The 24,721-nt window shown below is 69.7% G+C and carries 17 protein-coding genes; 2 read left to right on the plus strand and 15 right to left on the minus strand.

Going from position 1 to position 24,721, the window contains the following annotated elements; all coding sequences use genetic code 11:
• Positions 1–3 precede the first annotated feature (3 nt).
• From rplU to folC, 12 genes are all read right to left on the minus strand, one after another.
• A complete protein-coding gene (rplU, locus tag ACWGKJ_RS27255) occupies positions 4–324 on the minus strand; it encodes a 50S ribosomal protein L21 (RefSeq protein ID WP_164265538.1) in 321 nt (106 codons plus the stop codon).
• A gap of 284 nt (positions 325–608) precedes the next feature.
• Positions 609–4,742, minus strand: a complete 4,134-nt coding sequence (locus ACWGKJ_RS27260; protein WP_385033629.1) for an Rne/Rng family ribonuclease — start codon at positions 4,740–4,742, stop codon at positions 609–611.
• Between the two features lie 280 nt (positions 4,743–5,022).
• The gene (locus tag ACWGKJ_RS27265; protein WP_385033632.1) at positions 5,023–5,898 is read right to left on the minus strand and encodes a TIGR03936 family radical SAM-associated protein; all 876 of its coding nucleotides are present in this window, start codon (positions 5,896–5,898) and stop codon (positions 5,023–5,025) included.
• Between the two features lie 380 nt (positions 5,899–6,278).
• Positions 6,279–8,231 (minus strand): TIGR03960 family B12-binding radical SAM protein, encoded by a 1,953-nt coding sequence (locus tag ACWGKJ_RS27270; protein WP_385033635.1) that lies wholly within the window; start codon positions 8,229–8,231, stop codon positions 6,279–6,281.
• Between the two features lie 129 nt (positions 8,232–8,360).
• Positions 8,361–9,551 carry a rod shape-determining protein RodA gene (gene rodA / locus ACWGKJ_RS27275; protein ID WP_453315838.1) on the minus strand — a complete coding sequence of 397 codons (1,191 nt, stop codon included), beginning with the start codon at positions 9,549–9,551 and terminating at the stop codon, positions 8,361–8,363.
• 3 nt (positions 9,552–9,554) lie between these two features.
• A complete protein-coding gene (gene mrdA, locus ACWGKJ_RS27280) occupies positions 9,555–11,744 on the minus strand; it encodes a penicillin-binding protein 2 (protein ID WP_385032833.1) in 2,190 nt (729 codons plus the stop codon).
• 61 nt (positions 11,745–11,805) lie between these two features.
• Positions 11,806–12,480, minus strand: a complete 675-nt coding sequence (mreD, locus tag ACWGKJ_RS27285; protein WP_385032836.1) for a rod shape-determining protein MreD — start codon at positions 12,478–12,480, stop codon at positions 11,806–11,808.
• A gap of 15 nt (positions 12,481–12,495) precedes the next feature.
• The gene (gene mreC, locus ACWGKJ_RS27290; RefSeq protein WP_385032839.1) at positions 12,496–13,557 is read right to left on the minus strand and encodes a rod shape-determining protein MreC; all 1,062 of its coding nucleotides are present in this window, start codon (positions 13,555–13,557) and stop codon (positions 12,496–12,498) included.
• A 162-nt stretch (positions 13,558–13,719) separates the two neighbouring features.
• Positions 13,720–14,739, minus strand: a complete 1,020-nt coding sequence (locus ACWGKJ_RS27295; RefSeq protein ID WP_385032842.1) for a rod shape-determining protein — start codon at positions 14,737–14,739, stop codon at positions 13,720–13,722.
• Positions 14,740–15,027: 288 nt separating this feature from the next.
• Positions 15,028–15,441 (minus strand): nucleoside-diphosphate kinase, encoded by a 414-nt coding sequence (gene ndk / locus ACWGKJ_RS27300; protein ID WP_385032845.1) that lies wholly within the window; start codon positions 15,439–15,441, stop codon positions 15,028–15,030.
• Between the two features lie 85 nt (positions 15,442–15,526).
• A complete protein-coding gene (locus tag ACWGKJ_RS27305) occupies positions 15,527–15,877 on the minus strand; it encodes a DUF4233 domain-containing protein (protein ID WP_385032848.1) in 351 nt (116 codons plus the stop codon).
• A 3-nt stretch (positions 15,878–15,880) separates the two neighbouring features.
• A complete protein-coding gene (gene folC / locus ACWGKJ_RS27310; protein WP_385032869.1) occupies positions 15,881–17,380 on the minus strand; it encodes a bifunctional tetrahydrofolate synthase/dihydrofolate synthase in 1,500 nt (499 codons plus the stop codon).
• Positions 17,381–17,528: 148 nt separating this feature from the next.
• On the opposite strand from folC, the gene mreB reads away from it, so the two are divergent.
• Positions 17,529–18,542: a rod shape-determining protein gene (gene mreB, locus ACWGKJ_RS27315; RefSeq protein ID WP_385032851.1), complete on the plus strand. Its 1,014-nt coding sequence runs from the start codon at positions 17,529–17,531 to the stop codon at positions 18,540–18,542.
• Positions 18,543–18,631: 89 nt separating this feature from the next.
• On the opposite strand, the gene ACWGKJ_RS27320 is transcribed toward mreB, so the two are convergent.
• The gene (locus tag ACWGKJ_RS27320) at positions 18,632–21,253 is read right to left on the minus strand and encodes a valine--tRNA ligase (RefSeq protein ID WP_385032854.1); all 2,622 of its coding nucleotides are present in this window, start codon (positions 21,251–21,253) and stop codon (positions 18,632–18,634) included.
• Positions 21,254–21,390: 137 nt separating this feature from the next.
• On the opposite strand from ACWGKJ_RS27320, the gene ACWGKJ_RS27325 reads away from it, so the two are divergent.
• On the plus strand, positions 21,391–22,440 hold the full coding sequence (locus ACWGKJ_RS27325) for a hypothetical protein (RefSeq protein ID WP_385032857.1): 1,050 nt from the start codon (positions 21,391–21,393) through the stop codon (positions 22,438–22,440).
• Positions 22,441–22,539: 99 nt separating this feature from the next.
• Here ACWGKJ_RS27325 and clpX read toward each other — a convergent pair whose 3' ends face one another.
• A complete protein-coding gene (gene clpX / locus ACWGKJ_RS27330) occupies positions 22,540–23,832 on the minus strand; it encodes an ATP-dependent Clp protease ATP-binding subunit ClpX (RefSeq protein ID WP_385032860.1) in 1,293 nt (430 codons plus the stop codon).
• A gap of 156 nt (positions 23,833–23,988) precedes the next feature.
• On the minus strand, positions 23,989–24,672 hold the full coding sequence (locus tag ACWGKJ_RS27335) for an ATP-dependent Clp protease proteolytic subunit (RefSeq protein WP_385032863.1): 684 nt from the start codon (positions 24,670–24,672) through the stop codon (positions 23,989–23,991).
• Positions 24,673–24,721 lie beyond the last annotated feature (49 nt).

Genomic DNA, 24,721 nt, shown 5'->3' on the forward strand with positions numbered 1-24,721 from the left:
CCCTTACTTCGCAGCCGCGGGGATACCGGTGACCTTGATCGCCGTGTACTGCTGGCGGTGACCCTGGCGACGGCGGTAGCCGGTCTTGTTCTTGTAGCGAAGGATGTCGATCTTCGCGCCCTTGTGGTGATCCACGACCTCGGCCTGGACCTTGATACCGGCAAGCACCCACGGGTCGCTGGTGACCGCGTCACCGTCGACCACGAGCAGGGTCGAGAGCTCGACCGTGTCGCCAACCTTGGCGGTGGGAATCTTGTCAACCTCAACGATGTCGTCGACAGCAACCTTGTGCTGGCGACCACCGCTGCGCACGATGGCGTACACGCGGATCTCTCTTTCGCTCGGAATCGGCCCTCTGATGCCAGCCGCTCACACGGGTCCGGGGACCCATGACGATCCGGAATGGACGAGCGGCCTCTCCCGGCGGAGCCAGGAGGGAGTTGCTCAGAGGTGTGGCGCTCAGGAAACACGCCGAGGGGTAAGGCTACGGGTCGGGCTCCGGGGGGTCAAACCGGGCCCTGGGGAGTCAGCGCGGTGACAGGCCGCACAGACAGCTGCGGCCCTCCCGGAGGAGGGCCGCACCTTGTGCCCGGCGGTACCGGCGCGGGTCAGTCCTCGGTGGAGGCCGTGACCCCGGACGCCGGCTGCTCCTCGGCGGCGACGGTCTTCTTCGTCGTCTTCTTGGCCGCCGTCTTCTTCGCCGCGGTGGTCTTCTTCGCCGCGGTCTTCTTGGCGGCCGCCTTCTTCGCGGGCGCCTTCTTGGCCGTCTTGCGCGCGGCCGTCTTCTTGGCCGGTGCCTCCGCGTCGGCGGCGGGGGCCTCGTCCGCCGGGGACTCGACCACGACGACCGCCGCGTCGGCCGCGCCCGCGGGGGCGGTGGCCTTACGGGTGGCGCGGCGGCGGGCCCGGGGCGGCGCGGCGTCGGCGGCCGGCTCGGCGGGAGCCTGCTCCTCCGCCACCACGGGAGCGGGGGCGGGAGCCTCCTCGACCACGATCTCCGCGGTCTCGTCGGCCGCCTTGGGCGCGCCGGCCGGGGCCGTGGCCTTGCGGGTCGCCCGGCGGCGCCCACGGGCCGGAGCGGCCTCCTGGACGGGCTCGGGCTCCGTGACCGGCTCGGCGGCAGGCTCCGGTGCGGTGGGCTGCTCGGCGACCGGCTGCTCCGGTTCCGCCACAGCAGTCTCCGGCTCCGGCTGGGCACCCTTCGGGGCGCCGGCCGGGGCCGACACCTTGCGGGTGGCCCGGCGGCGGCCACGGCTGCGCGTGGCGGCCGCCTCCGCCTCGGCGGGGCTGCTGTACAGCTCCTCGTCCGGTACAAAGCTCTCCGGCTCGTCCGCGACGGGGACCACGTCGACGTACTCGGTGTCCGCCTCGTGGTCGTGCGCCTCGTCGTGGCCCTGGTCCTGCGTGTGCTCGTGGTCGGCCGTGTGCTCGTGGTCGCCCGAGCCGCCACGCCCGCGCTTCTTGGAGCGCTTGCCGCCGCCACCGGAGGAGGTCGGCTGCTCCATGTGCACGATCACGCCGCGCCCGTTGCAGTGGACACACGTCTCGGAGAAGGACTCCAGAAGCCCCTGCCCGACCCGCTTGCGTGTCATCTGGACCAGGCCGAGCGAGGTGACCTCGGCGACCTGGTGCTTCGTACGGTCGCGGCCCAGGCACTCCAGGAGGCGCCGCAGCACCAGGTCCCTGTTGGACTCAAGGACCATGTCGATGAAGTCCACGACGACGATGCCGCCGAGGTCGCGCAGCCGCAGCTGGCGGACGATCTCCTCGGCCGCCTCCAGGTTGTTCTTGGTGACCGTCTCTTCCAGGTTGCCGCCCTGGCCGGTGAACTTGCCGGTGTTGACGTCGACCACGACCATCGCCTCGGTCTTGTCGATCACCAGCGATCCGCCGCTGGGCAGATAGACCTTGCGGTCCAGCGCCTTCATCAGCTGCTCGTCGATGCGGTACGTCGCGAAGACGTCGACCTCGGAGGTCCAGCGCGAGAGCCGGTCGGCCAGGTCGGGGGCGACGTGGGCGACATAGCCGTGGATGGTGTCCCAGGCTTCGTCACCGCTGACGATGACCTTCGAGAAGTCCTCGTTGAAGATGTCGCGGACGACCCGGACGGTCATGTCCGGCTCGCCGTAGAGCAGCGTCGGGGCGTTGCTGCTGCCGCCGCTCTTCGCCTTCTTCTCGATGTCCTCCCACTGCGCCTGGAGCCGCTCGACGTCACGGCGCAGCTCGTCCTCGCTGGCCCCCTCGGCAGCGGTGCGCACGATGACACCCGCGTCCTCGGGGACGATCTTCTTGAGGATGGTCTTGAGCCGGGACCGCTCGGTGTCGGGCAGCTTGCGGCTGATACCGGTCATCGAGCCCTCGGGCACGTACACCAGATAGCGGCCGGGCAGCGAGACCTGGCTGGTCAGCCGGGCGCCCTTGTGGCCGATCGGGTCCTTCGTCACCTGGACGAGTACCGACTGGCCCGACTTGAGCGCGGTCTCGATCCGGCGCGGCCCGTGGGCCATGCCGAGCGCCTCGAAGTTGACCTCACCGGCGTACAGGACGGCGTTGCGGCCCTTGCCGATGTCGACGAACGCGGCCTCCATGGACGGCAGTACGTTCTGGACCTTGCCCAGGTAGACGTTGCCGACGTAGCTGGTGGCCTGCTCCTTGTTGACGTAATGCTCGACCAGGACGTTGTCCTCAAGGACACCGATCTGGGTGCGCTCGCCGTGCTGGCGCACCACCATCACCCGCTCGACGGCTTCGCGGCGCGCCAGGAACTCCGCCTCGGTGATGATCGGGACCCGGCGGCGGCCCTGCTCGCGTCCCTCGCGGCGGCGCTGCTTCTTCGCCTCCATCCGGGTGGAACCCTTGATGGACTGGACCTCGTCGAAGCCGGTGCCGGGCTCGCGCTCCGCTTCCTTCTTGCGCGGCTCCCGGACCTTGACGACCGTACGCTCCGGGTCGTCGGCCACGGCGTCGGCGTCCGTGCCCGCGTCACCGCTGCGACGGCGGCGGCGCCGGCGACGGCGGCTGCTGCTGGATCCGGAGGCGGCGTGGTCGTCGTCCTCCTCGTCCGTGCCCGCGGCGGCGGAGGCTTCGCGGGTATCGGTCTCGTCCGCGCCCTCCGCCTCTTCGTCGTGGTGGTCGTTGCCCTCGTTGCTGTCGTTGTCGTCCGTGTCGCCGGCCTCACCACGACGGCGGCGGCGGCCACCCCGGCGGCGGCGGCGCGAGGGCCGGTCACCGTACTCGTCGGACTCGTCGCCCTGCTGTGCTTCCTCGGCGGGCTGCTCGTCGGGCTCGTCGGCCCCGGGCTGCTCGGCGACGGGCGCGGGCTGCTGCTCGGGAGCCTTCTCCGCCTCGGCGGCCTCGCCCCGGCGACGGCGGCGACGGCCGCGCGTGCCGCCCTGCGGCGCGGACTCGGCCGGCTCGGGCGCCTTCGCGCTCTGCGCTGCGGCTGCCGTCTCCTCTTCCTCCTCGTCGAGGGGCTCGGCGGGCCGGGCGGCGGCGGCCGCGGCAGCGGTCTCCGGCGTCTGGAACATCGGCTCGGCGAAGACGGGGGCCTGGAACACGGCCACGGCGGGACGCTGCGCACGGCGGCGCGAACGTCCGGGCTCCGACGCGTCGGCGGCGGGGCGCTGCGCCTTCTCCTTCTCGGCGCCGCCGGTGAACTGCGGGGACTCGGCCCTGCGGCGCTTGCGGCCACGCGGTGCGGCCTCGGTCTCATCGGCGAGCGCCTCGGCCACGGCCTCGGGCAGGCTCTCCCCCGCGGCCTCGGGCTGGGCCGCATCGGCGGCTTCGGGCTGCGGGCTGGTGGCGGGCGCGGTGGCACGGCGGCGGGTACGGCCGCGCGGCGCATCGGCTGCGGGAGCCACGTCGGCGGGCGCTTCGGCCTCGGCCTGCGGTGCCTGCGCGGCCGCGGGCTGCTCGGCCGTGGCGGGCGTGGTGGCCTTACGGGTCGCACGGCGGCGGGTACGCGCCGGGGCAGCGTCCTGCGACGTGCCGGACCCGCCCTGCTCACCGGCGTCGGCGGCCGGGGCGGGCTCCGCGGCGGCCGGGGCCTCCGGGGTCTGCGTCTCGGCCGGGGATCCGGAACTCTTCGGTGCGCCGGCGGGCGCGGTGGCCTTACGGGTGGCGCGGCGGCGGGTCCGCGCGGGGGCGGCGTCCTGCGCGGCGGACTCGTCCGACCCGGCGTTCCGCACGGTCTCCTCAGCCACAGCGGCCTCCGGCTCAGCGGCCACGACGGCCTGGTTGGTCTGCGACTCGTCCACGGGGGCGCCCGTGGACCGGGTGGCGCGGCGGCGGGTACGCGCGGGCGCCGCGTCCGCGGCAGGTGCCGCATCCGCGGTCTCCCCGGTCGCGGTACCGGCGGCATCGGCCTGCGGCGCGCCCGCGGGGGCGGAGGCGCGGCGGCGGGTACGGCCGCGCGGCGCCTCGGTGGCCGCGGCATCGGCGGCGGGCTCCTCGCTCACCGTCTCCGCTGCCCCGGCGGGGCCGGCGGGTGCGGTCGCCTTACGGGTGGCGCGGCGGCGGGCGGGCGGCGCCGCCTCACCGGCAGCGGAGCCGGTGGCGGTACCTTCCGCGGCCGGTATGGCCGGCGTCACGGTCTCGGCCGCTTCGGCGGTGGCGTTCCGCTCACCGGCCGGCGGGCCCGCGGGGCGGGATGCGGCCCTGCGCCGACGGCGCGGGGGCAGCGTGTCGCTGGGACTGGTCTCTTCGTTCGCTCCGGCGGTACCGGAGTCGTTCGGCGTCTGCATGCGGGCGGTTCTCCCGTCACGCTCCCGGGCGCCGCGTCTGTGTCCGGTCCGGCAGGTCCGCGTCAGATACGCGGTTCCGCTCGTCCGGGGCGCGGTCGCCGCACGGGAGCTGATGTCTGGCTCGCCGGTTCCCTACGCGATGTACGTACGGCCTGGCGAAAGTCTTCTGGTCAGTGCGCTGCCCGACCCAGGTGGCTCCCGGATACGAGGGCGGCGCTACGACGACTGGTCCTGAGGCGGCGGGACCGCCTCCGAGGCCCGGGGGCCGTGGAGGTCCTTCTCACAACACCGTCGCGGGTGCCCCGTCGGCGGGAAGCCGGTGGGTGGCGGCTCCGGCGGCCGTGGGTGGAGCGGCCGGGGCTGCCTCGCGGTCGGGCGAGAGCGGGTCGGTCACCGTGCCGGACTCCTCGTCGAAGAGCCCCTGTGCCAGCCTGGTCACCGCTGCGGGGACCGTTCCCCAAGCTCTCGGCTGCGCTCGACCAGGGGAGTCCCCAATCGCGAGGTCGGCCACAACGTGGAGACCGGACAGGACGTCGTCGGGTCGCACAGCAGGTGTCACGTGCCGCACAACCAGCCGCAGTATCGCACAGCGCTCACCGCCCGGCCTATTGACCGGCTCGGCACTGTCGGCTCCGGTGGCTCCGCCGTCAGCGCCGGGCTCGCAGCGGACGGCCCGCAGGTCGACCACCGCGCTGCGGGCGTCGAAGGTCCGTACGCCGTTCTTGGTGCGGCGCTGGACCTCGACCGTCCCGGCGGCGTTGAACGCGGCCACGGCCCGCTCCACCTCATCGAACTCCACGCCGTCCAGGCGCAGTTCCCAGATCGAAGCGGTCAGCCGGTCGGCCAGGCCCGAGGTGTGCGCCTCGACCGCGTCGGTGATGTCGAGCCCGTCGGGGAGCGACTCGTCGAGCAGCTTCCGCAGGGTCTCGGGGTCACGCGCCTCACTGAGGGCGATCTCCAGGAACTCGGCCTCACTGCCGGTGCCGGTGGGCGCGGCATTGGCGTACGACACCTTCGGGTGCGGCGTGAAGCCTGCCGAGTACGCCATCGGTACCTCGGCTCTGCGCAGTGCGCGCTCAAAGGCGCGCTGGAAGTCACGGTGGCTGGTGAACCGGAGGCGGCCGCGCTTGGTGTAGCGCAGTCGGATGCGCTGCACCGCCGGTGCGGGCGGCGGGCCTTCGGGCTGTCGCTTGCCCAGTGGTTCTTCTCCTCGGTGCGGGGCTGGCGCGGGGGGCGCGCCGCCCTACGGCGGGGTCCCGGGGCATCCGGCCGGCTCACCCCCGTCCGGCGCCGTGCGGGCCGCGCGGGGAGATCTCTGGTCCGGGTGCCGCTTCGGGCACAGTCGTTTGTACTACCCAGAGTACGCGCAAGGGGCACCACAGGTTCCCGGACCTCGGCCGGACGTGCACGGGCCGCCCCTCGTGGCCCGGTGGAACCCGGCCCCGGACGCGCGGAGAGGCCCTGTCCTGCGACAGGGCCTCTCCGGGTGTCTCCCTATGTCCCGGTACGTACCGGTGTTTCTCGATGCGCGTACGGCTATTTGTTGACGACCGTCAGGGGCAGCAGCTTCTTGCCCGTCGGCCCGATCTGGATGTCGAGGTCGAGCTGGGGGCAGACCCCGCAGTCGAAGCACGGCGTCCAGCGGCAGTCCTCGACCTCGGTCTCGTCGAGCGCGTCCTGCCAGTCCTCCCAGAGCCAGTCCTTGTCCAGACCCGAGTCCAGGTGGTCCCAGGGCAGGACCTCCTCGTACGTGCGCTCACGGGTCGTGTACCAGTCGACGTCCACGCCGAAGCCGGGGAGCGTCAGCTCGGCGGCCTTCATCCAGCGGTCGTAGCTGAAGTACTCGCGCCAGCCGTCGAACCGGCCGCCGCCCTCGTACACCGCGCGGATGACCGAGCCGACCCGGCGGTCGCCGCGCGAGAGCAGGCCCTCGACGATGCCGGGCTTGCCGTCGTGGTAGCGGAAACCGATCGAGCGGCCGTACTTCTTGTCCCCGCGGATCTTGTCGCGCAGCTTGGTGAGCCGGGCGTCGGTGTCCTCGGCCGAGAGCTGCGGCGCCCACTGGAAGGGGGTGTGCGGCTTGGGCACGAAACCGCCGATGGAGACGGTGCAGCGGATGTCGTTCTGGCCGGACACCCGACGCCCCTCGGCGATGACGTTGACCGCCATGTCGCCGATCTGCAGGACGTCCTCGTCCGTCTCGGTGGGCAGGCCGCACATGAAGTACAGCTTCACCTGGCGCCAGCCGTTGCCGTACGCGGTGGAGACCGTACGGATCAGGTCCTCCTCCGAGACCATCTTGTTGATGACCTTGCGGATGCGCTCGGATCCGCCCTCGGGGGCGAAGGTCAGACCGGACCTGCGGCCGTTCCTGGTCAGCTCGTTGGCGAGGTCGATGTTGAAGGCGTCCACCCGGGTCGAGGGCAGCGAGAGGCCGACCTTGTCCTCGGTGTACCGGTCGGCGAGGCCCTTGGCGATGTCGCCGATCTCGGTGTGGTCGGCTGACGACAGCGACAGCAGGCCGACCTCTTCGAAGCCGGTCGCCTTGAGGCCCTTCTCCACCATGTCGCCGATGCCGGTGATGCTTCGCTCCCGCACGGGGCGCGTGATCATGCCGGCCTGGCAGAAACGGCAGCCGCGGGTGCAGCCGCGGAAGATCTCGACGGACATCCGCTCGTGGACGGTCTCGGCGAGCGGGACGAGCGGCTGCTTGGGGTAGGGCCACTCGTCGAGGTCCATCACGGTGTGCTTGGAGACCCGCCACGGCACGCCCGACCTGTTGGGCACGACCCGGCCGATCCGCCCGTCGGGCAGGTACTCGACGTCGTAGAAGCGCGGGACGTAGACGCCACCCGTCTTCGAGAGCCGGAAGAGCACCTCGTCGCGCCCGCCGGGGCGGCCCTCGGCCTTCCAGGCCCGGACGATCTCGGTGATCTCCAGGACCGCCTGCTCGCCGTCGCCGATGACGGCGCAGTCGATGAAGTCGGCGATCGGCTCGGGGTTGAAGGCCGCGTGGCCGCCCGCGACCACGATCGGGTCGTCGAGGGTGCGGTCCTCGGAGTCCAGCGGGATGCCCGCGAGATCCAGGGCGGTCAGCATGTTGGTGTAGCCGAGCTCGGTGGAGAAGGAGAGCCCGAACACGTCGAAGGCGCGCACCGGGCGGTGGGCGTCGACCGTGAACTGCGGCACCCGGTGCTCACGCATCAGCTCTTCGAGGTCCGGCCAGACGCTGTACGTACGCTCGGCGAGCACTCCCTCGCGCTCGTTGAGCACCTCGTAGAGGATCATGACGCCCTGGTTGGGCAGCCCGACCTCGTAGGCGTCCGGGTACATCAGCGCCCAGCGGACGTCGCAGCTCTCCCACGGCTTGACGGTGGAGTTCAGCTCTCCGCCCACGTACTGGATGGGCTTCTGGACGTGCGGGAGAAGCGCTTCCAGTCGCGGGAAGACCGACTCGACCGACTCGACAGGCATGGTGGTGTCTCTCATGAGCGGACAGGGATGACCATCCAGCGTACCCCGGCGGCGGAGCCCCGCCGCCCGCCCGGGAACAGCAGGGCGCCCGGGTGCCGGGATCGCTCCCCCGGCACCCGGGCGCCACCCGGCCGGACCGGCCGGTCAGGCCGACAGGGGCCGCTGCACCCTGATCGACTGGAGCAGCCCGACCGCTATCCACACGGCGAACATCGAGGAGCCTCCGTACGAGACGAACGGCAGCGGAAGCCCCGCCACCGGCATGATGCCGAGGGTCATCCCGATGTTCTCGAACGCCTGGAAGGCGAACCAGGCGATGATCCCGGCCGCGACGATCGTGCCGTACAGCTCGGTCGCGTCCCGGGCGATCCGGCAGGCGCGCCAGAGCACGATGCCGAGGAGGACCAGGATCAGTCCGGCGCCCACGAAGCCGAGTTCCTCGCCCGCGACGGTGAAGACGAAGTCCGTCTGCTGCTCGGGGACGAACTGTCCGGTGGTCTGCGAGCCGTGGAAGAGGCCCGTTCCGTGCAGGCCGCCCGAACCGATCGCGATACGCGCCTGGTTGGTGTTGTAGCCGACGCCCGCCGGATCGAGCGCGGGGTTGGCGAAGGCGGCGAAGCGGGCGATCTGGTAGTCGTCGAGCAGCCCGGCCTTCCAGATCCCGATGGCGCCGGCCACTCCGGCGCCGATCAGTCCGACCACCCAGCGGTTGGAGGCGCCGGAGGCCAGCAGCACCCCGAGGACGATCATCACGATCACCATGACCGAGCCGAGGTCGGGCATCAGCATGATGATCAGGATCGGGAGCGCGGCCACCCCGAGCGACTTGGCGACCGTGCGGTGGTCGGGGTGGTCCTGGTCGCCCGCGTCGACCCGCGAGGCGAGGATCATCGCCATCCCGAGAATGATCGTGATCTTGGTGAACTCGGACGGCTGGAGGGAGAATCCGCCGCCGATGACGATCCAGGCGTGCGCACCGTTCACGGTCTGCCCGAGCGGTGAGAGGACCGCGAGGATCATCAGGACGGAGAGGCCGTACAGGATCGGGACGGCGCCGCGCAGGGTCCGGTGGCCGAGCCAGATGGTGCCGATCATCAGCGCCACCCCGACGCCGGTGTTCATGGCGTGGCGCAGCAGGAAGTAGTACGGGTCGCCGTGGGTCAGGGAGTTGCGGCCGCGGGTGGCCGAGTAGACCAGCAGCATGCCGATGAACGACATCGCGAGCGACGCCACCATCAGCGGCCAGTCCAGCCTGCGCACCAGGGAGTCGCGGGCGGTCATCTTGGACCAGGCGCCCTGCTCGGGGGCGTACCGCGCTACGGAGAATCCGCCCATGTCCTAGTCCCTCCTGCCCGGTCCGGCCGCGATCTGCGTTCCGCCGGACGACGAAGGCGAGGGAGGCGCCGGCGGCGACGATGAGGAGTCCGGCTTGGCGGGCGTGATCTTGGGCGAAATGATCGCACCGTCCTTGTCGATCTTCGGCAACGCCGTCTGCGGCTTCGGCAGGAGCGCCTTCTTGGGGTCCTGCTTGCCGTCCTTGCCGAGGCCGTACATCGCTTCGTAGATCTTGCGGACCGCGGGACCCGCGGCGCCGGAACCGGTACCACCCTGGGAGATCGTCATCACGATCGCGTAGTCCTTGGTGTACGTGGACAGCCACCCGGTGGTCTGCTTGCCCGCGACCTCGGCGGTGCCGGTCTTGGCGTGCAGCGGGATCTTGTCCTGCGGCCAGCCGCCAAACTGCCAGGCGGCCGTACCGCTGGTGACGACGCCTTCCAGGGCCTTGTTGATGTACGAGACGGTCGACTTCTTGTCGGGGAGCCTGCCGATGCGCTTCGGCTTGATCGGCTGCACCGTCTTACCGTCGGCGCTGATGACCGCCTTGCCCACGCTCGGCTGGTACATCGTGCCGCCGTTGGCGAGGGCCGAGTAGATCATCGCCTCCTGGACCGGGGTGAGGAGCGTGTCGCCCTGGCCGATGGCGTAGTTGACCGAGTCACCGGCGCGGATCTGCTTGCCGTCGGTGCAGTTCTCGTACTCGATCTGTTCGACGTAGGTGCCGTTCTTCTTGCCCTGCTTGCACCAGAGGTCCTTGTTCGCCTCCCAGTAGGCCTTCTTCCACTCGCGGTCCGGGACCCGGCCCGCCAGCTCGTTGGGGAGGTCGATGCCGGTCTTCTTGCCGAGCCCGAACTCGCGGGCGGTCTTGAAGAACCAGTCCTTCGGGTGCTTGGGGTTGTTGCCGCCGTCCTTCTTCCACTGGTCGTACGCCACGTGGTAGAAGACCGTGTCGCAGGAGACCTCCAGGGCCTTGCCCAGGCTGATGTCCCCGTAGTTCTCGCCCTCGAAGTTCTTGAACTCGCGGTTGCCGATGGTCATCGACGAGGTGCAGGGGTAGCCGCCGTCCGGGGCGTATCCGGCGTTGATGGCGGCGCTGGTGGAGATGACCTTGAAGGTGGAGCCGGGCGCCGACTGTCCCTGGATGGCGCGGTTCAGCAGCGGATAGTTGGAGGACGTCTTCGTGAGCCTGGAGTAGTTCTTGGCCGAGATGCCGCCGCCCCAGACGTTGGGGTCGTACGTCGGGGCGCTGGCCATCGCGATGACCTGGCCCGTGTGCACGTCCATCACCACGGCCGCGCCCGAGTCGGCCTTGTAGTTGGTGTGGGTGACCGAGTCATAGGTCTTGCGGAGGGCCTTCATCGTCGCGTCCAGCTCCTTCTCGGTCAGCGCCTGGACCCGGGAGTCGATGCTGGTGACGAGGGAGCTGCCGGGCTGTGAAGCCGTCTGGCCGGCCTTGCCGATGACCCGGCCGAGGTTGTCCACCTCGTAGCGGGTGACACCTGACTTGCCGCGCAGCTGCTGGTCGTACGTGGACTCAAGTCCGGCCCGGCCGACCTGGTCGGAGCGGAGCAGCGGGTTGTTCGTCTTGTTGGACGCGGCGACTTCCTTGTCGGTGACCGGGCCGAGGTAGCCCAGCACCTGGGCGGCGTTGAGCCCGCCCTTGCCGGGGTAGTCGCGGACGGCGGTCGGCTCGGCGGTGATGCCGGGGAAGTCCTCGGTGCGCTCCCGGATCTGGAGCACCTGCTGGGTGGTGGCCTTCTCGGTGACGGGGATCGGCTGGTACGGCGAACCGTTCCAGCACGGCTTGGGGGTCTTCGCGTCACAGAGCCTGATCTTCGCGATGACGTCGGCGGGCTTCATCCCGAGGACACCGGCCAGCCGGGTGAGGACGGCTTTGCCGTCGTCCTTCATCTTCAGCAGGGCGGTCCGGTTGGCGGAGACGACGAGCTTTGTCTCGTTGTCGGCGATCGGCACCCCGCGCGCGTCGTAGATGGAGCCCCGCACGGCGGGCTGGACGACCTGCTGTACGTGGTTGTTCCTGGCCTCCGCGCTGTACTCCTGGCCGTTGCGGATCTGGAGGTACCAGAGCCGGCCGCCGAGGGTGAGGAGGAGGGAGAAGACAAGGACCTGGATGACGACGAGCCGGATCCGGACCCGTGAGGTCCGTCCGGTCTCGGGAATATTGCTCACAGCCGCGCCCCACTGATCGTCCGGCCGGGGTCCGACGGCCGTGCCCCCGCGTGTCGCAGTCTCACAGCCTCTTGACCCCCTTGATACGTCCGGCCTTCGCCGCGCGTGACTTGGCCGCCTTCATCCGCAGACCGCCGCGCTGGCTGCCGATCTTCAGTCCGGTGCCGGTCGCCAGCCAGCCGGTGGCGACATCGCTCGTCACACCGCCGGTGTCGCGGCCCTCGGCGAGCGGGTCGTTCTCGGCCCGTCTCGCCAGCGCCATGATGAACGGGACGGTGAAGGGCGCGAGCAGCAGGTCGTAGACGGCGGCGCTGAACAGCAGCCCGAGCAGACCCACATGGCGGGCGGCGGTGTCCCCCACCAGAGAGCCCACCCCGGCGTAGAGCAGCGTGGAGCCGATCGCGGCGGCGACCACCACGACCATCGGACCGGTGACGGACCTGAGGCGCCCGTTCTCCGGCTTGGCGAGCCCCGCGGCGTAACCGATGACGCAGAGCACCAGGGCGTACCGCCCCGCTGCGTGGTCGGCGGGCGGGGCCAGATCGGCCAGCAGACCGGCGCCGAACCCGATGAAGGCGCCGCCCACATGGCCGTACACCAGGGCGAGGCCCACCACCGTGAGGAGCAGCAGGTCCGGCACGGCGCCGGGGAGTTGCAGTCGGGCGAGCACGCTCACCTGGATCACCAGGGCGACCACCACCAGCGTGGCCGAGAGCAGCATCCGGTTGAGACGCATACGGATCAGCTCCTACTACTGGGGGGCGTTGGGGTCGTTGCCGGGGCCGGTGTTGTCGCCGGAGTCGCTGTTGGCGCTGTTGTCGCCCGCCCCGGTGTTGTCGCTGTTGTCGCCCGCGCCGGAGTTGTTGTCCCCGGCACCGGTGTTGGCGTTGTTGCCGCCGCCGGGTGAGGGCGTGACGGTGACCGTGACGGTGGGGGCGGGCTTCGCCTTGGCGGGCTTGGCCGGCAGGACCGTGTCGCGCGGGTTGCTGCGCGGCGGCTCCACGACGACGCCGACCAGGTCGAGCTTGGTGAAGCTGACGTACGGACGGACGTAGACCGTACGGGTGAGGTCGCCGCCCGAGGGGTCGACGCGGACGACCCGGCCGACGGGCACACCGGGCACGAAGGGCTTGTCGTTGCTGGAGCCGAAGGTGACGAGCCGGTCGCCCTTCTTGACGTCGGCCTTGCCGTTGAGGAACTGCACGGAGAGCGGACGGTCGCCGCGGCCGGTGGCGAAGCCGACCTCGTCGCTGCGCTCCATCCGGGTGCCCACGGTGAAGTCGGGGTCGTTGGCGAGCAGCACGGTGGCGGTGTGGGGGCCGACGGTGGTGACCCGGCCCACGAGTCCGTCCCCGTTGAGCACGGTCATGTCCCGCTTGATGCCGTCGGCGGTCCCGGTGTCGATGGTGATCGTCCAGGAGAAGCCCTGGGCCGCTCCTATGGCGATGACCTGGGCTCCCTTGATTCCGTACTGGCCCGCGCCCGCGGTCTTGAGCATGCTGTCGAGCTGGCGGACGCGGCTGCGGTTGCGGTCGCTGCTGCCGAGCTGCTGCTTCAGAGCGGTGTTCTCACGCTCCAGCGCGCTGATTCGGCTGTGCCGGTCGCCGGAGTCCCGTACTGCGCCGATGGCGTTGCCGACCGGATTCACGGCGCCCGCGACACCGTTCTCGACCGGTCCGAACACGGTGGCGGCGGCGTGCCGGGCACCAGCCACCGGTGACGATTCACCGCCGCGGATGTCCACCGTGATCAGTGCGAACGCAATAGCGATCAGCAGCACCAGGAGCAGCCGGCTCTCTCGTGTGTCCCTCACGTGCGGAGGCCGTGCCTTCCTCGTCGGAATTCATATGCGTTTGTGGAGTTCTGCCTGGAGTCCTGCGTGGGTGAAGACCGACTGGAACGCGGCCGGACTCCTTGCTTCAACGATCCGCCGTACGGGGCGGACATGCCCCGTACGGCGGAAGAGCGTGTTCCGTCACCGGCGGGGCTGGGCGTCCAGTACCTGCTGAAGAGCCTCGAACTCCTCGACGCACTTGCCCGATCCGAGGGCGACGGAGTCCAGCGGGTCCTCGGCGATATGGATGGGCATCCCCGTCTCGTCGCGCAGCCGCTCGTCAAGACCGCGGAGCAGCGCCCCGCCGCCGGTGAGCACGATGCCGCGGTCCATGACATCCCCGGAGAGCTCCGGCGGGCACTTGTCGAGCGTCGTCTTGACCGCGTCGACAATGGCGTTGACCGGCTCCTCGATGGCCTTGCGGACCTCGGCCGCGGAGATGACCACGGTCTTGGGCAGCCCGGACACGAGGTCACGGCCGCGGATCTCGGTGTGCTCGTCCTTCTCCAGATTGAACGCGGAGCCGATGGTGATCTTGATCTGCTCGGCGGTGCGCTCCCCGAGGAGGAGGGAGTACTCCTTCTTGATGTGCTGGATGATCGCGTTGTCCAGCTCGTCGCCCGCGACCCGGATCGACTGGGCCGTGACGATGCCGCCCAGCGAGATCACCGCGACCTCGGTGGTGCCGCCGCCGATGTCGACCACCATGTTGCCGGTGGCCTCGTGGACGGGCAGGCCCGAGCCGATGGCGGCCGCCATGGGCTCTTCGATGATGTGCACCTGGCGGGCGCCCGCCTGGGTGGACGCCTCGATGACGGCGCGGCGCTCGACCCCTGTGATGCCCGAGGGAACACAGACGACGACACGCGGCCGGGCCAGATAACGGCGCTTGTGGATCTTCAGAATGAAGTAGCGGAGCATCCGCTCGGTGATTTCGAAGTCGGCGATCACGCCGTCCTTCAGCGGCCGTACGGCAACGATGTTGCCCGGCGTACGGCCGATCATCTTCTTGGCCTCGGCGCCAACGGCGAGGATCCCGCCGGTGTTGGTGTTGATCGCGACGACGGAGGGTTCGTTGAGGACGATTCCTCGACCCCTGACGTACACCAGCGTGTTGGCAGTCCCGAGGTCGATAGCCATGTCACGGCCGATGAACGACATTGAGTTCCCCTTGTTCCCCATGAGGATGCGTCGGGCCTTCCCAAGTGGAGCGATTGGCTTTTTTGGTAGGCGAAGTGAGCGCTGTGGGTGTGAAGACTTCCATCGTAATGCCGCCTGCACGATCGCCGCGCGAGGGTCCTCCGCCATGTGGGCGGAAGTTGTGCCCGCCTCAACCATGGTGACGTCACGTCGGGGCGATGCGTTCCCGAAATCGCCCGGCATATGCCGAAGGGCGACCGAATTAATTCGGTCGCCCGAGGCTGTGAGCGCTATTCGGCTGACCTGGCGTCAGGATACGCCCGGGAAGAAAATCTTCAATTCTCGCTCCGCGGACTCCTCCGAGTCCGAGGCGTGGATGAGGTTCTCCCGGACGATGGTGCCGAAATCGCCACGAATGGATCCGGGCGCTGCGGCAATCGGGTCAGTCGGACCCGCCAGAGCGCGTACGCCCTCGATGACCCGCTCGCCCTCGACGATCAGCGCGAGGACCGGACCGGAGGCCATGAACTCGACCAGCGGCTCGTAGAAGGGCTTGCCCTTGTGCTCGCCGTAGTGCTGCTCCAGCGTGTCCTGGTCGAGTGTCCGCAGCTCCATCGCCGAGATGGTCCAGTCCGCCTTGCGCTCGATGCGGCCGACGACCTCGCCGACCAGCCGGCGGCGTACGGTGTCGGGCTTGAGCAGAACGAGCGTGCGCTGGCTCACTGTGCGGACTCCTTCAGTACGGGCGTTACGGGATACGGGGTACGGCTCGGAAGGGCTCAGGCTACAGGGCCCTGCCGTGCACCTATTACGCAGCGTCAGGCCCTGCGGATGCCTGCTCCGCCCAGCGGGCCTTTGCCGCGTCGATGATCCGCCCGTAGTGGACCGACGCCCACCACAGCCCCGCGAACGCCACCCCGAGGATGAACATCACCGGTACGAAGAAACCGCTGGCGATCAGTGCGATCTGGAGCGCCCAGCCGATCTGGACCGCACCCGGACGGCTCAGCATTCCGCACAGCAGCACCGAGAGCAGCATGCCGATACCGCACACGGTCCAGACCGTGGTCTCCGACAGATCGCCCTTCATGGCGACCAGACCGGCGAAACCGATCACGAAGAACTCACCGATCAGGGTGGACGCGCAGAGCGTGCGCATAGGTCAGCGCCTTCCCAGGAGCAGCCGGGCCTCGCCGACCGTGATCACGGAACCGGTGACGAGAACGCCCGCTCCGGCGTACTCGCCCTCCTCCTCGGCGAGCGTGATCGCCGCCTCCAGAGCGTCGTCGAGGCGGGGCTCGACCACCACACGTTCGTCGCCGAAGACCTCGACGGCGATCGCGGCCAGAGCGTCGGCGGTCATCGCCCGGGGGGTGGAGTTCTGGGTGACGACGATCTCCGCGAAGATCGGCTCGAACGCTTCGAGCAGCCCGCGTACATCCTTGTCGCCACTCGCCCCGACCACCCCGATCAGCCGCGAGAAGCTGAACGCCTCGGTGACGCCTGCGGCGGTCGCCACCGCGCCCCCGGGGTTGTGCGCCGCGTCCAGGACGACCGTCGGAGAGCTGCGTACGACCTCAAGACGGCCCGGTGAGGTGACCGAGGCGAAGGCCTTGCGGACCACATCGCTGTCGAGTCGCTGCGCCTGCTGCGCACCGACCCCGAAGAACGCCTCGACGGCGGCGAGGGCCACCGCCGCGTTGTGCGCCTGGTGGGCGCCGTACAGCGGGAGGAAGATGTCCTCGTAGTCACCGCCGAGGCCGCGCAGCGTCAGCAGCTGGCCGCCCACGGCGATCTCCCTGCTGCCGACACCGAACTCCATGCCTTCGCGGGCGACCGTGGCGTCCATCCCGACGGCCTTCTTCAGCATCACCTGGGCGGCGTCGACCGGCTGCTGCGCCAGGATGACCGTCGCGCCCTGCTTGATGATCCCGGCCTTCTCACCGGCGATCGCGGCGGGCGTGGAGCCGAGGCGGTCCGTGTGGTCCAGCGAGATCGGGGTGACGACGGAGACGGGCGCCTCGATGACGTTCGTCGCGTCCCAGCTCCCGCCCATCCCGACCTCGACGACCGCGACGTCCACCGGCGCGTCGGCGAAGGCCGCGTAGGCCATTCCGGTGAGCACCTCGAAGAACGAGAGCCGGTGCTCCTGCTGCGCGTCGACCATGCCGATGAACGGCTTGATCTCCTCGTACGTCTCGATGAACCGCTCGGCCGTGATCGGCTCACCGTTGAGGCTGATGCGCTCGGTGATCGACTGGACGTGCGGCGATGTGTACCGCCCGGTGCGCAGTTCGAGGGCGCCGAGCAGCGCCTCGATCATGCGCGCCGTCGATGTCTTGCCGTTGGTGCCGGTGATGTGGATCGAGGGGTACGCACGGTGCGGATCGCCCAGGACGTCGAGCAGCGCCTCCATCCGTACGAGCGAAGGGTCGAGCCGGGTCTCGGGCCAGCGGCCGATCAGCTCCTGCTCCACCGCGCGCAGCGCCCTGTCCACCTCCGGGTCGGCGGGCCTGGCCGGCACCCCGTCGCCCGGCGGAGGTCCGCCGTGGGTGCGCAGGGTGCGGCTGCCGGCCTCGATCACCGCCTGGTCGGGGGAGGACGGCGTCTCCCCCGCCGGTACCGCGTCGTCGGCTGGAAGGTCGGTCGCTGCGTCGACGATTTCGTCGAAAGGGTCGGACTCGCTCACAGGACCAGTCTACGGAGGTCCCGGCGTGCCCGGACCTCACCCGTCCCCTGTACGCCGGGACCCCCGGTTCGGAGCACTCCGGCGCGCGGAACACCCCCATAAGAGACCAGACTTACCAATTATGGACATAGGCATTGATCTCGGAACGGCGAACACTCTCCTCTACGTCCGCGGCAAGGGCATCGTGCTCAACGAGCCCTCCGTGGTGGCGGTGCGCGACGGCGGCCGCGCCGCCCCGGCCATCGGTGACGAGGCACGCGAGAGCCTCGGGCGCACCCCGGACTCGGTCAGCGCGCTCCGCCCGATGCGGGAGGGCGTCATCGGCGACTACGACGCCGCCACGGAAATGATCAGATACTTCGTGCGCAAGGCCCTCCAGGGCCGGCGGACGCGCACCCGGATGGTGGTCTGCATGCCGACCGGGGTGACCCCGGTGGAGCTGCGGGCGATCGTGCAGGCCGCGCAGGACGCGGGCGGCCGGACCGTCCACCTGCTCGACGAGTCGATGGCGGCGGCGATGGGCGCGGGGCTGCCGGTGGACGAACCGCGCGGTTCGATGGTCGTCGACATCGGCGGCGGTACGACGGAGGTCGCCGTGATCTCCATGGGCGGCATCGTCACATCGAAGTCGCTGCGGCTCGGCGGCGACCGGATGAGCGCCGCGATCAGCGACTACATCCGCCAGGAGCGCAGCCTGCTGATCGGGGAGCGGACCGCCGATGAGGTCAAGCTGGAGATCGGTTCGGCCTGGCCGGCCCCGGACGAGCAGGGGCAGGAGGGCCGCACCTGCACGGTCCGGGGGCGCGAGAAGACCAACGGGGTGCCGACCGCGCTCATCCTCACCGCCGAGGAGATCCGCACCGCGCTGGACGAGCCGGTCGAGGCCGTCATCGCCACGGTGCAGTCGGTCCTGGCGGAGTGCCCGCCGGAGCTGGCGGCCGACGTCATGAAGCACGGGATCGTGCTGACGGGCGGCGGCTCGCTCCTTCCCGGCCTGGATCTGCGGATCGCGTCGGCCACCGGCATCGATGTGACGGTGGCCGCATCGCCGCTGGAGTGTGTGGCGCTGGGAACGGGCAAGTGCGTCGAGGAGTTCGACTCGGTGACCGCCAAGGTCCTGACGCCCGCCACCTGACCGCCCGTACGACGGAGAAGACCCCCGGCGGACCTGCCGGGGGTCTTCTGCGTACGGGTGTGGGCCCGGCCTACGGGTGTGGACCCGGCCTACGCCTGCGGCAGTCCGTCGAGCTGGGCCTGGATCCGCTCCAGGTCCGACTCGGCCTTGGCGAGACGGGTGCGGATCTTGTCGACCACGTTGTCCGGGGCCTTCGCCAGGAACGCCTCGTTGCCGAGCTTCCCCAGCGCCTGCGCCTTCTCCTTCTCGGCGGCGCCCAGGTCCTTGGCCAGCCGCTTGCGCTCGGCCGCCACATCGATCGTCCCCGACAGGTCGAGCGCGACCCTGGCGCCCGCGACCGGCAGCGAGGCGGTGGCGTGGAAGCCCTCCCCCGCGGGCTGGAGCCGCAGCACCTGGCGGATGGACGCCTCGTGGGGCGCCAGCGCCGTGCCGTCCAGGTCGAGCTGGGCCGGGACCTTCTGGCCCGGCTGGAGCCCCTGGTCCGAGCGGAAGCGGCGGACCTCGGTGATGACCTGCTGGACCAGCGTGATCTCCTGCTCGGCCGCGCTGTCCCGGAAGCCGGAGTCCTTCGGCCAGTCGGCCACGACGACCGACTCCTTGCCGGTGAGCGTGGTCCACAGCGTTTCGGTGACGAACGGGACGATCGGGTGGAGCAGCCGCAGCATCACGTCGAGGACCTCGCCGAGGACCCGCGCCGAGACCTGCGCCGCATCGCCGCCCGCGAAGAACGTCGTCTTCGACAGCTCGACGTACCAGTCGAAGACCTCGTCCCACGCGAAGTGGTAGAGGGTGTCGGCGAGTTTGGCGAACTGGTAGTCGTCGTAGTACGCGTCCGCCTCGGCGACGACCGCATTCAGCCGCGACAGGATCCACCGGTCGTTGGCCGACTGCTTCTCGACGGGGGGCAGTTCGCCCTCGACGGTGGCGCCGTTCATCAGCGCGAAGCGGGTCGCGTTCCAGATCTTGTTGGCGAAGTTGCGCGACGCCTTGACCCAGTCCTCGCCGATCGGCACGTCCGCACCGGGGTTGGCGCCGTTGGCGAGGGTGAAACGGACGGCGTCGGAGCCGTACTCGTCCATCCAGTCCAGCGGGTCGACCACGTTGCCGAAGGACTTGGACATCTTCTTGCCGTGCTCGTCGCGAACGAGGCCGTGCAGCGCGATGGTCTTGAACGGGGCCTTCCCGTCCATCGCGTAGAGACCGAACATCATCATCCGGGCGACCCAGAAGAAGATGATGTCGTGCCCGGTGACCAGCACATCGGTCGAGTAGAACTTCTCCAGGTCCGGGGTCTGCTCCGGCCAGCCGAGCGTGGAGAACGGCCACAGGCCCGAGGAGAACCAGGTGTCGAGGACATCCTCGTCCTGGTGCCAGCCCTCACCCGTCGGCGGCTCCTCGTCCGGTCCGACGCAGACAACCTCGCCCTCCGGTCCGTACCAGACGGGGATCCGGTGGCCCCACCACAACTGGCGCGAGATGCACCAGTCGTTGAGGTTGTCGACCCAGTCGAAGTAGCGCTTCTCCATCTCCTTGGGGTGGATCGTGACGCGCCCGTCGCGGACGGCGTCGCCCGCCTCCTTGGCGAGCGTCTCGACCTTGACCCACCACTGGAGCGAGAGCCGCGGCTCGACGGTCGTCTTGCAGCGCGAGCAGTGGCCCACGGAGTGGACGTACGGGCGCTTCTCCGCCACGACCCGGCCCTGTTCCCGCATGGCCTCGACGATCGTGGCGCGCGCCTCGAACCGGTCGAGCCCGTGGAACGGGCCGGGCACGGTGATGACACCGCGCTCATCCATGATCGTCATGGACTCCAGGCCGTGCCGCTGTCCGATGGCGAAGTCGTTCGGGTCATGAGCGGGCGTCACCTTGACGGCACCGGTGCCGAACTCGGGGTCGACATGCGCGTCGGCGACAACCGGGATGGTCCGGTCGGTCAGCGGCAGCTTGATCCGCTTGCCGATGAGGTGCGCGTACCGCGCGTCGTCGGGGTGAACGGCGATCGCGGTGTCACCGAGCATCGTCTCGACCCGGGTGGTCGCGACGACCAGGGTCTCGTCGCCCTCGCCGTACTTCAGCGAGACCAGCTCGCCGTCGTCGTCCTGGTAGTCGACCTCGATGTCGGAGATCGCGGTCAGACAGCGCGGGCACCAGTTGATGATGCGTTCGGCGCGGTAGATCAGCTCGTCGTCGTAGAGCTTCTTGAAGATCGTCTGGACGGCCTGGGACAGGCCCTCGTCCATGGTGAACCGCTCACGGGACCAGTCGACCCCGTCCCCGAGGCGGCGCATCTGCCCGAGGATCTTGCCGCCGTACTGCTCCTTCCACTGCCAGACACGCGCGGTGAACTCCTCACGCCCCAGGTCCTGGCGGGACTTGCCCTCCTCGGCGAGCTGCTGCTCCACCTTGTTCTGGGTGGCGATCCCCGCGTGGTCCATCCCGGGCAGCCACAGCGCCTCGTACCCCTGCATCCGCTTACGGCGGGTGAGGGCGTCCATCAGCGTGTGCTGGAAGGCGTGGCCCAGGTGGAGGGCGCCCGTGACGTTCGGCGGCGGGATGACGATGGTGAAGGGGGTCTTGTCGCTCTTGGCGTCGGCCTCGAAGTAACCGCGCTCCACCCAGCGCTCGTACAGCTTCCCCTCTACCTCGGCCGGCGCGTACTGGGTCGGCAGTTCGGTGGTGGGCGCTGGAGTCTGCGAAGAGTTCTCGGTCACGGGCCTAGTTTAAGGGCGTCACGGTCCCGTACTGAAACGGGAATCTTTGGTGAGACTGTGGCCCCCGTCTCCCCGGTGTGCGGACGCGTCCGTCAGGATGTCGGCATCAGGTAAGGATTCAGAGGGGGACCCAGTCCATGAGCTACAACCAGCCGGGGCCGTACGGACAGCAGCCGCCACAGCAGCCCGGCCCGTACGGGCAGCAGCCGCCGCAGCCCGGCCCGTACGGACAGCAGCCGCAGCAGCCAGGACCGTACGGGCAGCCGCCGCAGCCCCAGCAGCAGCCCGGCAACCCGTACGGACAGCCCGGCGGCCAGCCGCAGCCCGGCTACGGCTATCCGCAGCAGCCCCCGCAGGGCGTTCCGCCGCAGCAGGGATACGGCTACCCGCAGCAGCCGGGCCAGCCGAACCCGTACGGACAGCAGCCTCAGCAGCCGCCTTACGGCCAGCAGCCCGGGTACGGCCAGGTGCCGCCGCCCCCGCAGGCCCCGAAGAAGAAGACCGGGCTGATCATCGGCGCGGTGATCGTGGCGGTCGCGGTGATCGGCGGCGGGGTCTATCTGCTGACCTCGAAGAGTGGCGGCAACGGCGATGTCGCCGACAGCACCAAGGGGTACAGGATCGCGGCACCGGCCTCGATCGGTGAGTACCAGAAGCAGCAGGGCGGCGACACCTCGGCATGGGGCAAGGACGGCAAGCAGAAGGCCGAGGCCGTGGGCGTCAAGAACCCGTCGAAGACGGGCGCCGCCTACAAGACCGGCACGGGCCTGACCGAGAAGGATCTCAACCTCTCCGGTCTCTGGGGCACCATCGACAACCCGCAGCAGGCCATCGACAGCGCCTTCGCGCTCTCCAAGGCGAACATCGCCGAGAAGGCGTCCAACGGCGTCAAGGTGGAGCTGCAGGACAGCCCCAGGTCGGTCAAGCCCACGGGTTTCAGCGGCGCTCTCATGAAGTGCCAGAACGCCAAGGTCACGAACACCAGCAGCAGCAGCGGCAGCAGCGACCCGACCGCGCAGGTGCCGAAGACCTTCGTCCTGCCCATCTGCATCTGGGCCGACTACAGCACCCTCGGGATCGTGCAGAACACCGATGTCGCGCTGATCCTCACGCATAAGTCGCTCTCGCTGGACGAGGCGGCGGCGCTCACCGCGAAGGTGTACAACTCCTCCCGCGTCAAGCAGTAACAGCCGTCAGCACAGCGCGAAGGGGCGCCGCCGGTCTCCACGGACCGGTCGGCGCCCCTTCGTCGTGCGCTCGCGTCGTCTCTGCTCGCGTCGCTGCGGCTACGCGGACTTCTCGTGCCGCCCGTCGTTGCCGACGATCCGCGGCTCGCGCGGGACCAGCGTCGGGTTCACGTTGTCGCGGACGACATCGGCCGTGATGACGACCCGGGCGACGTCCTTGCGGGACGGCACCTCGTACATCACCGACTGGAGGACCTCCTCCATGATGGCGCGCAGTCCGCGCGCCCCGGTGCCGCGCAGGATCGCCTGGTCGGCGATGGCCTCCAGTGCGGGACGGTCGAAGTCCAGCTCCACACCGTCGAGTTCGAAGAGGCGCTGGTACTGCTTCACCAGGGCGTTCCGCGGCTCGACCAGGATCTGCAGCAGCGCCTCGCGGTCCAGGTTGTGCACCGAGGTCAGGACGGGGAGGCGGCCGATGAACTCGGGGATCATCCCGAACTTCACCAGGTCCTCCGGCATGACCTCCTGGAACTGGTCGCTCGCCTCGATCTCCCGCTTGGAGCGGATGGTGGCACCGAAGCCGATGCCCTTCGCGCCCGCGCGGGACTCGATGATCCGCTCCAGACCGGAGAACGCGCCGCCCACGATGAACAGCACGTTTGTGGTGTCGATCTGGATGAACTCCTGGTGCGGGTGCTTGCGGCCACCCTGCGGAGGCACCGATGCGGTGGTGCCCTCCAGGATCTTCAGCAGGGCCTGCTGGACGCCCTCGCCGGAGACATCACGCGTGATCGACGGGTTCTCGCTCTTGCGGGCGACCTTGTCGATCTCATCGATGTAGATGATGCCGGTCTCGGCCTTCTTGACGTCGTAGTCCGCGGCCTGGATCAGCTTCAGCAGGATGTTCTCGACGTCCTCGCCGACATAGCCTGCCTCGGTGAGCGCGGTCGCGTCCGCGATCGCGAACGGGACGTTGAGCATCCGGGCCAGCGTCTGGGCGAGCAGCGTCTTGCCGGAGCCGGTGGGGCCCAGCAGCAGGATGTTGGACTTGGCGAGTTCGATCGCGTCCTCACGGCCCGAGCCGCCGCCGTTCTCACCGGCCTGGACGCGCTTGTAGTGGTTGTAGACCGCTACCGAGAGGGCCTTCTTCGCGGGCTCCTGCCCGACGACGTACCCCTCAAGGAACTCATAGATCTCACGCGGTTTGGGCAGTTCCTCCCACCGCACCTCGGAGGTCTCCGCGAGCTCTTCCTCAATGATCTCGTTGCAGAGATCAATGCACTCGTCGCAGATGTACACCCCGGGGCCTGCGATGAGCTTCTTCACCTGCTTCTGGCTCTTCCCGCAGAACGAGCACTTGAGCAGGTCGCCGCCATCACCGATGCGTGCCACGAGGTGCTTCCCCTTCGCCTGGGAGGCGCCACGTTCAGCGTCTCCTGGTGCCTCATATTCGACGGTACCTTGCCGGGCCCCTCGTTCGGGCCCCCCTTGGCACGGTTCACTTTGACGTGCACCGTGCCAGGGGACGGAAGGTAAATCAAACGGCCATCAGGTGGACATCATCCCCACGGAGCCCTTGCGGGTCGAAACGATCTGGTCGACCAGGCCGTACGCCAGGGCGTCCTCGGCCGTCAGGATCTTGTCGCGCTCGATGTCGTCGCGGATCTTCTCCACCGGCGTGGTGGAGTGCTTGGCCAGCAGATCTTCCAACTGGGTCCGCATACGCAGGATTTCGTTGGCCGCGATCTCCAGGTCGGAGAGCTGCTCACGGCCGGTCTGCGAGGAGGGCTGGTGGATCAGCACACGGGCGTTCGGAAGTGCCATGCGCTTTCCGGGGGTGCCGGCGGCCAGCAGGACGGCGGCGGCGGACGCGGCCTGGCCCATGCAGACCGTCTGGATGTCCGGCTTCACGAACTGCATCGTGTCGTAGATCGCGGTCAGCGCGGTGAACGAGCCACCGGGGCTGTTGATGTAGATGGAGATGTCCCGGTCCGGGTCCATCGACTCCAGGCAGAGGAGCTGCGCCATAACGTCGTTGGCGGAGGCGTCGTCGATCTGCACACCGAGGAAGATCACGCGCTCCTCGAACAGCTTCGCGTACGGGTCGTACTCACGCACGCCCTGCGAGGTGCGCTCGACGAAGCGCGGAACGATGTAGCGGTTGTCGACCTGCGGGCCGGTGTAGAGGCCGCTGGCGGAGGCGGAGAAGTCGTTCATGCTGGTGTTCACCATCCTGGTGGCGTTCAGTGGTCGGCCGGGTTCGGAGACAGGGGTCCGGGGC

This window comes from Streptomyces sp. NPDC054757 (genome assembly GCF_053612185.1).

Coding starts and splice junctions, on each gene's coding strand:
- ACWGKJ_RS27270 (WP_385033635.1), bottom strand. CDS start 8,231: ATGAGAGACACCACCATGCCTGTCGAGTCGGTCGAGTCGGTCTTCCCG.
- rodA (WP_453315838.1), bottom strand. CDS start 9,551: ATGGGCGGATTCTCCGTAGCGCGGTACGCCCCCGAGCAGGGCGCCTGG.
- ACWGKJ_RS27295 (WP_385032842.1), bottom strand. CDS start 14,739: ATGTCGTTCATCGGCCGTGACATGGCTATCGACCTCGGGACTGCCAAC.
- ACWGKJ_RS27335 (WP_385032863.1), bottom strand. CDS start 24,672: ATGGTGAACACCAGCATGAACGACTTCTCCGCCTCCGCCAGCGGCCTC.
- ACWGKJ_RS27260 (WP_385033629.1), bottom strand. CDS start 4,742: ATGCAGACGCCGAACGACTCCGGTACCGCCGGAGCGAACGAAGAGACC.
- mreB (WP_385032851.1), top strand. CDS start 17,529: ATGGACATAGGCATTGATCTCGGAACGGCGAACACTCTCCTCTACGTC.
- mreD (WP_385032836.1), bottom strand. CDS start 12,480: ATGCGTCTCAACCGGATGCTGCTCTCGGCCACGCTGGTGGTGGTCGCC.
- ACWGKJ_RS27325 (WP_385032857.1), top strand. CDS start 21,391: ATGAGCTACAACCAGCCGGGGCCGTACGGACAGCAGCCGCCACAGCAG.
- ACWGKJ_RS27305 (WP_385032848.1), bottom strand. CDS start 15,877: ATGCGCACGCTCTGCGCGTCCACCCTGATCGGTGAGTTCTTCGTGATC.